General features: G+C 45.2%; 12 protein-coding genes. 7 read left to right on the top strand and 5 right to left on the bottom strand.

All coding sequences use genetic code 11. From position 1 onward, the window contains the following. Positions 1–103: 103 nt before the first annotated feature. Both H580_RS26760 and H580_RS25165 read right to left on the bottom strand, forming a co-directional pair. Positions 104–1,711: an aminotransferase family protein gene (locus H580_RS26760; protein ID WP_028596671.1), complete on the bottom strand. Its 1,608-nt coding sequence runs from the start codon at positions 1,709–1,711 to the stop codon at positions 104–106. Positions 1,712–1,981: 270 nt separating this feature from the next. Next, a complete protein-coding gene (locus H580_RS25165) occupies positions 1,982–2,737 on the bottom strand; it encodes a YheC/YheD family protein (protein WP_036605659.1) in 756 nt (251 codons plus the stop codon). A gap of 121 nt (positions 2,738–2,858) precedes the next feature. Here H580_RS25165 and H580_RS0121840 point away from each other — a divergent pair, with 121 nt between their 5' ends. Genes H580_RS0121840 through H580_RS0121830 form a run of 3 tightly spaced genes read left to right on the top strand, consistent with a single transcriptional unit; the run spans position 2,859 to position 6,099 of the window. Continuing rightward, entirely contained in the window at positions 2,859–4,091 is a 1,233-nt protein-coding gene (locus H580_RS0121840; RefSeq protein ID WP_028596670.1) for a phenylacetate--CoA ligase family protein, read from the top strand. A gap of 32 nt (positions 4,092–4,123) precedes the next feature. Then, entirely contained in the window at positions 4,124–5,140 is a 1,017-nt protein-coding gene (gene sbnA / locus H580_RS25160; protein ID WP_245583624.1) for a 2,3-diaminopropionate biosynthesis protein SbnA, read from the top strand. Beyond that, complete coding sequence (locus H580_RS0121830; protein WP_028596669.1) at positions 5,137–6,099, top strand: hypothetical protein; 963 nt, start codon at positions 5,137–5,139, stop codon at positions 6,097–6,099. The genes sbnA and H580_RS0121830 overlap by 4 nt, the downstream gene beginning before the upstream one ends. A 172-nt stretch (positions 6,100–6,271) precedes the next feature. On the opposite strand, the gene H580_RS0121825 is transcribed toward H580_RS0121830, so the two are convergent. Next, positions 6,272–6,529 (bottom strand): hypothetical protein, encoded by a 258-nt coding sequence (locus tag H580_RS0121825; RefSeq protein WP_028596668.1) that lies wholly within the window; start codon positions 6,527–6,529, stop codon positions 6,272–6,274. 207 nt (positions 6,530–6,736) lie between these two features. Here H580_RS0121825 and acpS point away from each other — a divergent pair, with 207 nt between their 5' ends. Next, a complete protein-coding gene (gene acpS, locus H580_RS0121820; RefSeq protein ID WP_028596667.1) occupies positions 6,737–7,123 on the top strand; it encodes a holo-ACP synthase in 387 nt (128 codons plus the stop codon). 58 nt (positions 7,124–7,181) lie between these two features. On the opposite strand, the gene H580_RS0121815 is transcribed toward acpS, so the two are convergent. Then, positions 7,182–7,757, bottom strand: coding sequence for a lipoprotein BA_5634 family protein (locus tag H580_RS0121815; protein ID WP_028596666.1), 576 nt, complete (start codon positions 7,755–7,757; stop codon positions 7,182–7,184). A 219-nt stretch (positions 7,758–7,976) separates the two neighbouring features. Beyond that, a complete protein-coding gene (locus tag H580_RS0121810) occupies positions 7,977–8,384 on the bottom strand; it encodes a c-type cytochrome (RefSeq protein WP_245583623.1) in 408 nt (135 codons plus the stop codon). A 305-nt stretch (positions 8,385–8,689) separates the two neighbouring features. Between H580_RS0121810 and mutY the strand changes: the two genes are divergently transcribed. The 3 genes from mutY to H580_RS25660 all read left to right on the top strand — a co-directional run bounded on the left by mutY (position 8,690) and on the right by H580_RS25660 (position 13,892). Next, positions 8,690–9,793 carry an A/G-specific adenine glycosylase gene (gene mutY / locus H580_RS0121805; RefSeq protein WP_028596664.1) on the top strand — a complete coding sequence of 368 codons (1,104 nt, stop codon included), beginning with the start codon at positions 8,690–8,692 and terminating at the stop codon, positions 9,791–9,793. Between the two features lie 431 nt (positions 9,794–10,224). Continuing rightward, on the top strand, positions 10,225–11,418 hold the full coding sequence (locus H580_RS25155) for an S-layer homology domain-containing protein (RefSeq protein ID WP_051217650.1): 1,194 nt from the start codon (positions 10,225–10,227) through the stop codon (positions 11,416–11,418). Positions 11,419–11,429: 11 nt separating this feature from the next. Continuing rightward, a complete protein-coding gene (locus tag H580_RS25660; RefSeq protein ID WP_051217649.1) occupies positions 11,430–13,892 on the top strand; it encodes a DUF5704 domain-containing protein in 2,463 nt (820 codons plus the stop codon). The last annotated feature ends 35 nt before the right edge of the window (positions 13,893–13,927 follow it).

Raw genomic sequence — 13,927 nt, 5'->3', positions numbered from 1 at the left:
TGGGATTGGTAAGGACAGGCGCTTCTTTGTTGTGCGAGGAGGGCTCCGTTTACGGATTGGTGAAGGAGTCCTCCTCGCTATTGGGTTCGGCGTGTGGGTGTCGTTATGACAACACGCGCCGAAGGACACGCACAGTGCGCGCGACGATATCGCGCACCTCTTCTGACGTGACGCACAGCGGCAGCCAGAAGTAGAGCGTGTCCCCAAGCGGGCGGAGAATGAGTCCCTCTTCGAAGCCCGCTTGGTAAATGGCTGCCCCGATGCGCTGCTCGGGGCGGAAAGGCTCGCGGCGTTCGGCATCGACATACAGGTCGAACGCCGCGACAAGACCGAGCTGGCGCACATCAGCGACGTGCGGCAGTTCGGTTAAGCCAGAGTCGCGCAGGGCAGCTGCCAGCGCGATGGCGGAGGCTTGCGCTCGTTCGAGGACATGCTCTTCCTCGAACAAGCGCAAGCTTTCAAGTGCCACGGCGCAAGCAACCGGGTTGCCGGTGAAGCTGTGGCCGTGGAAGAACGTCTTCTGCGTATGGTAGTCATCATAGAACGCAGCATAAATAGCATCCGTGCATAAGGTGACGGCCAGCGGCATAACGCCAGCTGTAAGCCCTTTGCTCAGGCACATGATGTCAGGGCTCACTTCAGCGTGCTCGCAGGCAAACATCTTGCCTGTACGACCGAAGCCCGTAGCCACCTCGTCAGCGATGAGGTGGACATCATGCTGCGTGCACAGCTCCCGCAGCCCTTGCATGTACGCAGCCGGCGTCATAATCATGCCGCCTGCGCCCATGAGCATCGGCTCCACGACGATGCCAGCGATCGTGTCGCCTTCACGCTCAAACAGCTCGCGCACCGCGGCTAACGCCTGCTCGGCTACTTCGCGCTCGCTTTCCAACCTAGCCGCGGCAGCAGTGTCTTCAATCGCTGTGCTTCTGCCTGTCTTCCTCATGCCCTGCACGAGATTCGTGTCTGTATCACGTTCCTGATAGAGATGCGTACCAAGTTTCGGCATCGCATCCCCAGCCTGTATCCTATCCTCCGTGAGCTTTGATTCTCTACCATAAGTTTGTCGCAGTGCGGCTTGAATTTTCGACGCTGCCCCATGCTCCTGCCCCGGTCCTGTCGTCACCTTAGCACGCGCCCCCTGAGCTTGTCTCAAATCTGCGGCCGGAACGCGGTGCGCGTGGAAGAGCAGCGGCTTGAACAGCGCGTGATAAAGTGCCACACCGCCCACACTTACGGCGCCCAACGTATCGCCGTGATAGCTTCCGTCGAGATAGACAAATTTCGTCTTCGACGTTTGCCCGATCTGCTGCCAATATTGGAAAGACATTTTCAGTGCCACTTCAACAGCAGTTGAGCCATTATCCGAGTAGAACACCTTAGTAAGGCCTTCAGGTGTAATATCAACCAACTTTTCTGCTAGTTCAATGCCTGGTGCGTGTGTTAGTCCGCTGAACATAATATGGTCAAACGCGTCCAGTTGACGCTGAATAGCCGCTTTAATTCTTGGATGGCCGTGCCCATGCACATTGCACCACCACGAGGACACAGTATCATAATAGCGGCGTCCATCCGCATCGATTAAAAAGATACCTTCGGCACGCTCGATGAGAAGATGGTCTCGATGTTCATAGTCTTTCATTTGTGTGAATGGATGCCACACGTACTGCTTGTCCTTAACGAGCAGTTCCTGTTTTTGCTTCAAATTCATAAGTACCTCCCAACGGAGTATCTAATTCATAGCTATATGTTAACTATATTTTAATATAAATAGGTTAACGTATAATGATTATTTGTACAAATAAATGTTGTTTTAAAGTAGTCTGTGATTACCCCTAAAAGGCTTACCGCTCCGCAAAAGAGGTTGAGGAGAGTAAGCCTTTTGCCTTTATGCGCTATGAAAAAGTCACAGAGCACTAGGGTAATGATAGACCAGCTTGCTGTTGGTCTGGCAACTAATCTATTAGCCTATTAGATGCACCTATTTAAAATTGCGGCGGTAGCGTCGTATGCGGTTATACATCGTCAGGTCGGATATTTTACTAAAAGGCTTTATATCTGGTCTCGTATTTACTTCTAAAATCCATGGGCGAAGCTTTTGATCAAGGGCGATATCGAATCCAAGCTCTTGTAGAAACGGGTATTTGCGAGATAGGACTTTGGCTCCCTTTAGACAAAGGTGGCGAATATCAGCGTCTAGTTGATGATACGTATCCATTGATCTACCAGTGCGTGTAAAGACATATGGAACAGGTGTAATATCAGCACCTTGGCTGCCGTTTGTAACAGCTTTGCGTGGTTGAGCAATACGAGCAACCATGCCTGTAAAATGCCAATTCCATTTACGATCAACTTGCGTCACAGCTCTTATATCTAGTAATCGTCCGTTATAGCGAAGCAAATCGATACCTTGTTGTACGACATGGACACGGCTGCGAGTATAAGGTCTGAGCTCTTTAACTAATTTGCGCCAAGTGAGACCCGAGCGAATTCGGTCTCCACGTTGAACAGAGAACGAAGTGCCTTTTGTATTATTTTGCTGAACACGCATAACGCCTCTTCCTTGTGAGCCATGATCAGGCTTTACATATACCATGCCATGTCGCCTAAGGAGCTTATCCAATGCAGAAGCTCGGTAAAGCATCGTCTGTGGAATTGCACGACGTACGGTTTTGTTGCGCACAAGTACAGCTGTTTTTACCCACTTGCTAGCGATACGTCTACTTTTAGTAGCCATCTTCTATGCACCACCTCTTTTTAATATAAGCTATGCCTGTCATGTTAAGGAGGATTGGGCAGACGGGCTCGAAAGTTCTGCATAGTATAGTATGAACAATCTTGAAAGTAGGGTTGCCATAATGGTAGAGATAAACGCCCCGCATGTTGCAGCAAAGCTGCAGGAAGTAAAACAGCTTTACCCTTGGTATACGACTCTGCTGGAGGGAGCGTGTATCGATAGTTGGCCTAAACTACCATTGCTCACACATGATAGGCTGCTTCCTTATTTCGACGAGACAGAGTTAGTACAAGAACCCAATTGGAATGTCTATCGAACATCGGGTACGAGCGGAAAAAGGAGAAAAGCAATTGGTTATGATGCTGCTGATGAGGAGGCGTATGTTGAGCACAAGGTGCAGCTGTTCGGTAAGCTGCTGGAAGGCAGGGGGCTAAAGAGAGCCCTTAGTGATATGGGAACAGGCCATGCGGCTGCTACGGCGCAGGAAATCTTCGAGAAGCTAAATATGCAATGCTGGACAATTCCATTCCAACAGCCTGTAGAAGAGCATCTGGCCTGCATTGCAGAGCACCGCCCGGAAGTATTGTATACGATGCCTTCCATTTTGGATCGTCTCGTCAAGGCGGCACCTGCTGGCTTTGATTGGGGGATTCAAATTGTCATTCTAGTAGGAGAAGTAGCAGCTCCAGCGTGGCGGAAGCGGATGGCAGATGTATTCGGTATTTCTGCTGACGATGTAAAAGATACGTATGGCAGCATCGAGGTTGGTACGATGGCTTATTATGATGCAGCTATTGGACGCTATGTCATGATGGAGGGGATTACCGCGGAAGGTGTTTCTCCTGCGGAAGTAGGGCTACCTGATATACATTTGCCAGCAGGAGAACAAGTTCTTGTTCTAACCTCATTCGTCCGTAGACGATTCCCTGTCCTGCGCTATGTGACCTATGATGTCGTACGCGATCTCCGTTCAGCGCGTATAGATGGGCGGCAGGTAACGACATTTGAAGCTATCGTGAAACGGATTGGCCCTGAATTGAAACATGGTGAAAAAATTAGCTTATACGACATTGAGGATGCCGTATTCCAACATGTGAAACAGGCAGATGTGCGCGTCATCGTAGAGCATAACCAGCTTCATGTGTATATCGACAGTCCACAGCCTATCGACAACGTCCTTTATCAGAAGATTCGCATGAGCTTGCATGAGGCTATTCCCGAAATTGGACAAATGATTGATTCTGGTATTTTAGAGGACATGAATGTGCATCTCGTGAATTTACAAGATCCGAATGCAGTACCAAGTCTAAACCATCAAGCGGTGAAGCAGAAGAAGCTGTACGTTCAAGAATAAGAGTTGCAGTCAAAAAGAAGGGTGTGGTAAGTGTGAGCGCTCATGCGCATATGATGACGGTCATTGGTAATACGCCAGTGGTTAAGCTGCAGCGCTTGTTCAAACATGCTTCATTCGATGCGTATGTAAAGTTGGAAATGCTGAATCCAGGCGGAAGTATAAAGGATCGCCCAGCCAAAGTGATGCTGCAAGAGGCTTTGCGTGAAGGTAAGCTTCGACCAGGGTCAGTAGTTGTAGAATCAAGTTCGGGTAATCTTGCGATTGGCTTGGCGCAAATTTGTAACTTGATTGGATGTACGTTCATTTGTGTCGTTGATCCGCGTACGACGTTAACAAATATACGCATCTTGCGTGCTTATGGCGCTCGTATCGATCTCGTTCGTGAGCCAGATCCAGCGACAGGTGAATATTTGCCTGCTCGCTTGGCCAGAGTGCGCCATTGGCTGCGTAAACTTCCCAATGCATTTTGGCCCAATCAATATGGCAACATGAATAATCCACTTTCTCATCAGCAGACGACGATGGCGGAGATTGCCGCTGACTTACCGCGAATAGACTATTTACTTTGCGGAGTAAGCACCTGCGGCACGATTCGTGGCTGTATTGAATACATTCGCGCTAATCGACTTGCAACTAAGGTTATTGCGGTTGATGCTCTTGGCAGCTCGATATTTGGCAGTAATAGACCGAAGCAGCGTCGTTTGCTTCCAGGACTTGGTGCGGCTGTGAGGCCTGCGCTATGCCCCGAAGACGGAATCGATGACATTGTAGAGGTTGACGATCTGGAATGCATTATTGGGTGTAGACGCCTTGCTCGCTTGGAATCCATTCTTGTTGGAGGTTCTTCGGGTGGTATGGTCGCTGCTCTGGAGAAGGTTCAGGAACGAATAGCTCCAGGTTCTACCTGTGCATTGATACTTCCTGATAGAGGGGAGCGATATTTAGAGACCGTTTATGATGATCAATGGATTGCCAAATTTTTTGGCAAGGAAGCACTGGATCAAGTCCGTGCACGGCAAGCGAGTGAAGGCGGGGTGGAGATCGCGTGAAATATATAACGGAAGACGACTTGCGGCAAATTGGCATTCCGTGGTCAGCTTTGAGTGATGTAATAACAGAAGTTTCCCTCGCCTATGGCGAGGGGGACTATGCACAGCCCATTAAGCCCTATTTAAAATTCGGGGATGCAAGCAATCGAATCATTGCCATGCCAGCTTATATTAGCAGGCCAATTCGTGCAGCAGGTATGAAGTGGATTGCTAGCTATCCTAATAATGTGAACATAGGTCTGCCAAGGGCAAATAGTGTCACCATTTTAAATGATCCAGATACCGGAATTCCGAACTATATTATTAATGGCAGCTTGATTAGTACGATACGGACTACTGCCGTGAGCGCTGCGCTGTTGCGCAAGCTGCTGCAAGAACGTCAAGGGGATGACTTACAAGTTGCCGTCATTGGGATGGGACCAATCGGCCAGCATCATGTAAATATGTTGACGAGTTTGTTTAGCGAACGAATTGGGGAGATTCGTGTTTATGATAAGCGAGAAATCAGTTTCTCATTGCCGGTTGCTAATGATGTGCCTGTAAAGGCGGTTGCGACTTGGCAGGAGGCATACCTAGGCGCCGATATCGTATTTACTTGCACAGCTTCCAGTGCAAGATATATTCATATTCCGTCCAAAGAAGGCAGCATTCTTATGCACGTATCTCTTCGTGACTATTTACCTGAAGCTAAGGCAAGCAGCGGCCTAGTTGTTGTAGATAGTTGGGATGAAGTATGTCGAGCGGATACGGATATAGAGCGTCTTCACCTTGATGAAGGGCTGCAAGAAGAGCATGCGGTTACGCTGTCCGATGTCATTGCTGGTAAGGTGAAAATAGATGCAGCGTGGCAGGAACGAATCTGGTTTGCTCCGATGGGCTTGGCTGTTTTTGATGTAGCAGTAGCAGCTTGGTATACGAGGCAAGCCGATGAGTTGGGAATAGGTATTCAACTGGAGTGAAGTTCACAGCTCAACATTTTCTAAACAACCATTTACGTCGTTCTATTTATGTACGTACTGCGAATAGCAGTAACTGCTGTCGAGCTCGTGAAGGAGGATGTCTATAGGGGCAATTGAGTTAAGAGAGAGGGCTGGTGAGGCAGCCCTCTATTTTTTTACATACTGTGAATCGTTATGGTATGTCGACTGCAGTAATTTTCTTAATAGAGATATAGTATATTGTTCCGCCTACGAGTAGAAGGACAGTGCCATTTTCAATTCCTAGAAATCTACCAACACGTTCTACAGAGTCGAAGTGTACGCTAATCGTAGTGCCAAGAGAGATTCTTTTCAGGATAGCCAATGGACCTTTCAGACCATCATTTTGACCGCCACCTCCGTAGTTGCCGCCGTAATTACCGCCCCATCCGCAATTGTTGTAATACGACATCTTGCTTCCTCCTTTTATTTGAGAAGATACTGTAATATATGAGAGAGTTACCAGATCGGACTAGATTAATAGAGGAGGAGAAATGCTGATTTTACTATAATGCGAGATTGGCAAACGAGCTGTCACTTCTATTTGCAAACAATGGTTCTTCATAAGATAATGAGTGCACGTTATTTTTGATTCGATGAAAAGGGAAGGCGGGATAGAATGATACTCGGTCTTGGTCATGATATTTTAGAAATTGATCGCATTGGTCGTTTATTGGATGGAAAGAGCAGAGATCGCTACTTGCAGCGTATCTTGACGCCGCGCGAGCTTGCTCTCCTTCAACAATATGAGTCGAGATCCTTAGAGTGGGTTGCAGGACGCTTTGCTGCCAAAGAGGCGGTCGTCAAAGCATTTGGCTGTGGGATCGGTTCTGTCCTTGGATTTCAAGATATTGAGGTCCTTCCTGCAGAATCAGGCAAACCTTATGTAGAGCTTAGTCTAGCTGGATGGGAACGATTAGGACTTGAGGCAGAGCACACACGCATTCATATTAGCATTTCTCATCAGCCGCACATCGCATCAGCTGTTTGTGTCGTTGAGCAATAAAACACAAACCTCCATTCCTTATTGTTCGTCAGAATGGAGGTTATCGTCATTACCTTGTTTAATGGATAGCAGTCAATTTTACGAGTTGGAATGCATCCGTATAATCTTTAATCGTTACAAGTTCTTTATCCATGCTCTTTTTAGTATGCAGAACGGTCATTTGCTTTAGCGTGCCTTTTATCGTTTCGAACGAACGGTCCTTTACAACAACATAGGCATCCGTATAGCGTCTAGATTCTCCAATCACGCAGTTGCCTTGGTAGCTTAGGGTCAGGCCTTCCATATCAATATGTTTGTCCTCAGGTTTGGCGAACAGTAAGCCACTTTCGTTGCCGATCGTAGGCATTCCTTTTAGAACGCTTAGCTGCGTGTTGTTTTTCACTTCATTCCACAGCTCCATGCGAATGAAATTGCGTGCCGTCGTTTCAGATACGACGAGAACTTCTTTTCCTTGGGCACTGACTTTTTTTACATTGTAGATTACTTGTGATTTAATATCATCTTTATACTTGTCTGTCACTTGGTTCAGCTTAGCTTCTTCTCCATAAAGGATAAGTCCGTTCGCTTGATCTATACAGCCAGTTAAAATAGCCATCATCATGATGACTAGCATCGTTATAGCAGCTTTTTTCATGTTGTAAATCCTCCGTAGTAGGTTATTGATAGCATGTCGTGTATCTGTTGATTACTATACCAAGGGAGGATTATGGGAACTATCGATTGAGATGACAGGAAACTTACAGATTTGCAAGGATTATGACATGCATGCTAAAAAGGCCATGCTCTTCTCCATAGTAGAAGCCTGCATGACCTTGCTTGTAATTTTGAAATGATCGTGGTGTGTCGTTATCGGTTATTTTGTCTGTTCCTTTTTCGTTGCGAGCCAGGCGGCGACCTTTTCAGCGTCTTCGTCGCTGACACGTCCGCTTTGAGCAGGCATTCTGCCTTTGCCTTCTTTGATGATGGTTATAATTTGCTCTTTCGTCAGGCGATTGCCAACGGTAGTCAAATTCGTTTCAGGTCCCATCTTGCCACTTAAATCCGCTGCATGACATGCTAAGCATGAATTTTTGTACACTTCTACGGCATCTGCCGGGCCTTCGAGCTGGGCACTTTGCTGCTGTGTCCCTCCACCGCATGCCGTCAAACTTATCGTGATCAAAAGCAGGAATGAAGACATAAGCAATGGTTTCTTTTTTACGTGTCTTCTATGGCTTGGTTGGTGCAGATGCGAGGTCTCTTTATGGTTATGTATCCTCATTTTCGTTATCTCATCCTCTCTGTGTGACGGTTACCATGTATGCTTCATGGAGTTGAATAGGTAAGGTTGTCTCGCTAGATTGTCTTATATTTCCTTATGTTATCAGTATAGTAAGGAGCGATAGAGATAGGCAAGCATGATAACCGTTTGTTGGCAGAACGTTCACAATACAGGCTGCTGATGTATAATGGACTTTTGGATATTTATCATACTAAATAATGAACAGCAAAAAATAGTTGGTAACGTCATAACTAGAAATAGAAAGAAACATAGAGGATCGAGAATAGAGGATTGGGGAGACTTTTATGGAGGAGCAACAACGATATTTTAGCCGCGAATTGCTTCGTTGGTATTTAGACAACCGTCGGGACTTGCCATGGCGCCGTCAACATAATGCTTACTACACATGGGTGTCGGAAATTATGCTGCAGCAAACACGAGTTAGCACTGTTATTCCTTATTTTGAAAGATTTATCGCGAAGTTTCCTACGCCGACTGCTTTGGCAGAAGCTCCAGAAGAAGAAGTGCTGAAAGCTTGGGAAGGACTTGGCTATTACTCAAGAGCACGCAACTTGCAGGCTGGTGCCCGTGAAGTGAAGGAAAAGTACGCAGGTGTTGTGCCGGATGACAAAGCAGCTGTCGCTTCCTTAAAAGGAGTCGGCCCATACACGACAGGCGCAATTATGAGTATCGCGTTCAATCGTTCTGAGCCAGCTGTAGATGGCAATGTTATGCGTGTATTGTCACGCTATTTCCGTCTGCATGATGATATTGCTAAACCTGCTACCCGAGTTCATATTGAGCATATTGCGCGTGACCTTATTCCAGATGGACATGCTTCTGACTTCAATCAGGCGATTATGGAGCTTGGTGCGCTTGTCTGTACACCGAAGTCGCCAGCTTGCTTGCTATGCCCTGTGATGGAGCATTGTGCAGGTCGTTTGGCAGGAGAGGAGACGCTGCTGCCGATTAAGACGAAGGCGAAGCCGCCGAAGCCAGAGCTGCGCTATGCTGCTCTTATTGAAGGAACTGGCGTTAACGAAGGTAAGCTGCTTATGCGTCAGCGTCCTGAGAGTGGGCTGCTGGCTCGGATGTGGGAAATGCCTCATATATTGGTGCCAAAGCAAATGAGCGTAGCGGGACTTCCCGATGGAGAAGCTCAAGATATGCTGCGAGGTGCCTTGCATCAGGAAGGGCTTACTGTGCTGCCGATGGAGCGGTTTATGGATGCAGAGCATACGTTCAGCCATATTCACTGGCAGATGCGGGTATTCCGCTGCAGCATAGCGGAAGATGCGTCAGTGCCGGAGGGATATGCGTTTATTGGGTCTAATGATCGGGAGCAATATGCCTTCCCGAACTTGTTTGTACGTTTATTGGATGCTTACTTTGCGGAGCAGAGAGCTTGATAAATAGTTTTTTCATTTATGCAGCGCGTGATAAGTATTTCTAGCTTGCTATTGTGATATAGAGCAGTATAATAGAGTTAATTATACAAATCTTGGACGGCAGGCAGCCGGACGTTGACCTTATATAGGTGCGTTCGGCTGTTTTTTGTTCTATAGGACTTAAGTCTTATAAGGTATGTGCCGATATAAGACTTAACCGCCTATATTTTTCCTTTTATTAATTACTCCATTACTTCAATCAAGTCAGTCCTCTAAGTGTTAACCCTTGTTCATTTTATTCGATACAGGCATAATCTCATGTTTGCTGCGAGGGTACTCTTCCGACATCTTATGTTTACATACAACTCACTCGCATAGTATTCCGTTTTTAGTTCCATATCCATCTTAACAAGATTGGTAATTAATCGAACAACTACGAGGAGGATCTATTTATGATGAAGAAGAAAGCGCTTGTTGCTGTGACGGCATGTTTGGTATTTTTGGGCGGCAGTATGCCAGTGAGTCTATCATCTGCGGCGTCCGTTCCGACGGTTAATGGTGCGGTTGCTGTTACATTTAGTGACGTAGCAGGGCACTGGGCAGAAGGAGCGATTTACGAGGCGGTTAAGAGAGGATATGTAACCGGTTATCCTACAGGAAAGTTTCTACCCAATGCCAAAGTATCTCGTGCTGAGTTTGTGAAGATGGCGGTTTCTGCATTGAATCTATCAGTTGAATCTTCATCGAATGGTTTATGGTATGTGAAGTATGTAGATGCTGCCAAGACGTCAGGGATTTTTGTAGAAGGAGATTTTGTAGGGACGGATTGGAATAAGCCATTGAGCCGTGAAGAAATGTCCAAAGTTGCGGTTAGAGCGCTTGATATGAAAGCAGAGGATAAACAGTGGATTTACCTTGCTACGAAGAATGGGTTGATTTCAGGTACAGCACCAGGAGTTCTATCACCGGATGGGAGCACGACGCGTGCCCAAGCGATTTCTGTTATCGAAAGAATGCTAAAGGTGAAGAGCGGTGCGAAGCTTGTTGTTGATAAATATGCGGTTTCAGCAGCGGAGTTGTACTGGCATAGAACAAATATTTTTACAGTAGCTGCTGATATGTTTGATCGACCGGAAAACTATGATGCCAAAGCATCGAATGCCGGACTTAATTCTTGGAAGAAAGAGAAGTTAACATTTACAACGGATGATGGCAAATATAAAGCGGAAATTCAGCAATTGATAGCTATCGACATGGCGGATCCAAAAGACCCGAACAGGAAACTTCTTCCTCCTATTAAGGAGCTAAGCTGGGCATCGTTCTCTACTGAGAAAAAGTTAAAAGAAGTTAGTGATGATTATGTATTCCTTTTGCGGGCGAATGTTATTTTTAATAAAGATACAAAGCGGTACGGAAATGGATTGAGATTTTTGTTTGGTGGTTTTGTAGAAGATGAAGCGGGATTAACTACTAATTCGCCACAAGTTTTAAAACATGGAAAAGATACTTTTGATGCATATATCGTTTCTAAGTCTAAATTTAAAGTTGATAAGACTAAAAAGCTTCGAATATATGTTGAGGCACTAGGAAGTCCCTCTGCTCCTTATAAAAACGAAATGATTGTTAAATCGTATTTTGAAAAGTAAGGGGGATTCATTTGAGAAAATTTATCGCCTTAATAATGGTTGTCTCCTTCCTAGTTCTTTTTCTAGGAGGGAGCTTCAATATAGAAAAATCACAAGCAGCACCGCTAAGGATAGAGGTTAAATATAGCTTGAGTGAAAATTCTAGTGATTACAATTATGGAGGTCTGCTGTTTTCAAAAGACAAGTCGAAGGACACAGTTCCATTAACAGGCAAAGTACCGATAGACATTACAGCTCCTGATGGTAAAGTTATTAAATCACTAAGAATTTTCGACAAGAATGGAAGAGCGATAAGAGATGTAAATGGCTTCACACGGGGTATGAAAAATTTTATTGGAACAGATACGATTCAAGGCACACGAGTAAAAGTTGAATCATTAATGAATGGGCATTATGGGACAATTTATTATTGGGATCGAAGAAGTGGGAGTCATAACTGGAGGGCAACGAACGAACATTTTACTTTGGATAGTGATGATTGCGGGAAACCAGGAGTTCCTCCTGACGACTTCGGCCTTCGTAAGTTTCCGGGCTGTGAAAGTGAACATATGGAATCGAAAATTCCATTAGAAAAAGGATTTTTTTTACTGAAAGATGAACCAAACTCTCCCGGTGACTTTTGGATACCAAACAAAGCTGTATCCCCAGTTTCTGGGGATTTGACGGTTGCTGATAGACCTGTTACAAGACAAAATGGAATTAAAGTTGAGTTGCATAATAGTTTTTGTACATATGATCCGACAACAATGGTTTTTGGAGTTAAGAACCCTAGCGAAATCGGTGACTCACTTTCTTTAAAATATGGACAATCATTTGAATCTTTTCCGTATGATACACCTGGTAAAAAACAATTTAAAGATTGGGCGGCTCCGGGCGCTAGGCAGTTATGGTACTGTGCGAGATTTGAAGCAGACTTCTTTTCTTATACTTACATGTATCATGACAAGAAAATTTATGTTGAATATGAGGATGAAAGTATCGGTAAAGACCCTGAAATACCACCTGTAGAAGGTAGTGGTAGCTGCGCTTGGACTATAGGGGCTCCTAGTCAAGTAACATCCCCGAAAACAAATTATATGTCCCCAGAGGCAACAGGAGTTTTAAGAGCTGACAGCAAGGGGAGCGAGCGATTTAATGTCTTACAGGGAATCCCGACATCAGAGACATTGTACGCGAATGTTTTTGCGAATAATTATTTGTTTCAGCATACATTTGCCAATATGTCTGGTAAGGTCAATTACCAATGCAAAGTCGATGTAAAGTATGGTCTAATATGGAAAGTGAAGCAATCTCCTATTTGTACTAAAAATGGATGTACGCCTCAACCAGATATCCCGATGTCCGATAGCGAAACAAAATCATATTCTTTTACGCTTCAACGAGATTATTCCTATTGGGAGATTGAGAATATCGAAGTTTACGGCATTAACAGATCAAGTATTTCAAACTATGCTTTACCGAGGGGCGGAACGATATTTTTGTATCCGTCAAGTTATTCAATGCCGACCTTGTCTACTACACACAGCTCAAGTCCTTCGGAGCATATAAGACCGAAAGATACCGGGAAAATTTCGTATATACCACAAATACTCAATGGAGGCTACCAAAGACCAACTGTACCGAATGATGAGTCTATGTTGAAATCTATGGCAGAAGCCCAAACTGGGGAGCCGGACGTACGGAACGATCAAGTAAATTTTAACGGCTCAACTATTATGGACGGGAGCTGGACATCAAAGAATGGTTCAGCGCCAGGTCGTGTTCCTGCTCCGACATTGATTGGTACAAATGTGCTCTATGAAAGTAGTCTACTTATTAGCAGTAGTATAAAAAATGCAGCCAATACACCGAGTAACGGAACTATTTATTACGATCTTGTATCAGGAAATGTAAATGGAGGTAACGATAAAGAATTTCCAATCAACGGAATTAATACTGTCACTGTTCACACACCTACGGTCAACTATTCTAACGCGACGGATGATGCCGCACATAATCAAAAGACTAGGCCTAACCTCAATAGAAGGGCGTTTATTCTTGATCGACCATTCACCATACATATCCCGACATCAGGACAACACCGTAACATTCTAGGCTATGGAAACCGAGATTATGCCAAGTACATAAAAGACAAGCAAGTTAGATTTGAGTTCGATGTGTATAGTGCAGATAAATCTATCTATTATCCGAAGAACACATGGATCAGCATTCCTATAAGGGATCTAGCAAACACTTTCTATTTGCCTGTGTGGGTAGATGAAGGGGACTATACGATTCATTTCAGATCGTTTGCTGAAAACGCTCCTTCCGATACGCTTACCCAGCAGGACGCCAACTTTGAAATAAACAACCACGTAGCAACAGATACCGTTCCTGTTGAAGTCATTGGACGGGTATATGATTTTCGTATTACGGATATTGTGGATATGAATTGGGGTGCGACAAGTTCTACTATAAACGCATTACTCGCGTGAAATGTAGGGGTTTGAAATTACAAACCTAACTTTGT

The organism is Paenibacillus assamensis DSM 18201, assembly GCF_000422445.1.
Classification (GTDB): domain Bacteria; phylum Bacillota; class Bacilli; order Paenibacillales; family Paenibacillaceae; genus Paenibacillus_B; species Paenibacillus_B assamensis.
Note: the sequence above shows the minus strand (reverse complement) of the source record. Positions and strands in the feature narration are given on the sequence as shown.

Excerpts from the sequence above, each read along its gene's own strand:
- H580_RS26760 (WP_028596671.1), bottom strand. The coding sequence starts at position 1,711 with ATGAATTTGAAGCAAAAACAGGAACTGCTCGTTAAGGACAAGCAGTAC.
- H580_RS25165 (WP_036605659.1), bottom strand. The coding sequence starts at position 2,737 with ATGGCTACTAAAAGTAGACGTATCGCTAGCAAGTGGGTAAAAACAGCT.
- H580_RS0121840 (WP_028596670.1), top strand. The coding sequence starts at position 2,859 with ATGGTAGAGATAAACGCCCCGCATGTTGCAGCAAAGCTGCAGGAAGTA.
- H580_RS0121825 (WP_028596668.1), bottom strand. The coding sequence starts at position 6,529 with ATGTCGTATTACAACAATTGCGGATGGGGCGGTAATTACGGCGGCAAC.
- acpS (WP_028596667.1), top strand. The coding sequence starts at position 6,737 with ATGATACTCGGTCTTGGTCATGATATTTTAGAAATTGATCGCATTGGT.
- H580_RS0121815 (WP_028596666.1), bottom strand. The coding sequence starts at position 7,757 with ATGAAAAAAGCTGCTATAACGATGCTAGTCATCATGATGATGGCTATT.
- H580_RS0121810 (WP_245583623.1), bottom strand. The coding sequence starts at position 8,384 with ATGAGGATACATAACCATAAAGAGACCTCGCATCTGCACCAACCAAGC.
- mutY (WP_028596664.1), top strand. The coding sequence starts at position 8,690 with ATGGAGGAGCAACAACGATATTTTAGCCGCGAATTGCTTCGTTGGTAT.
- H580_RS25155 (WP_051217650.1), top strand. The coding sequence starts at position 10,225 with ATGATGAAGAAGAAAGCGCTTGTTGCTGTGACGGCATGTTTGGTATTT.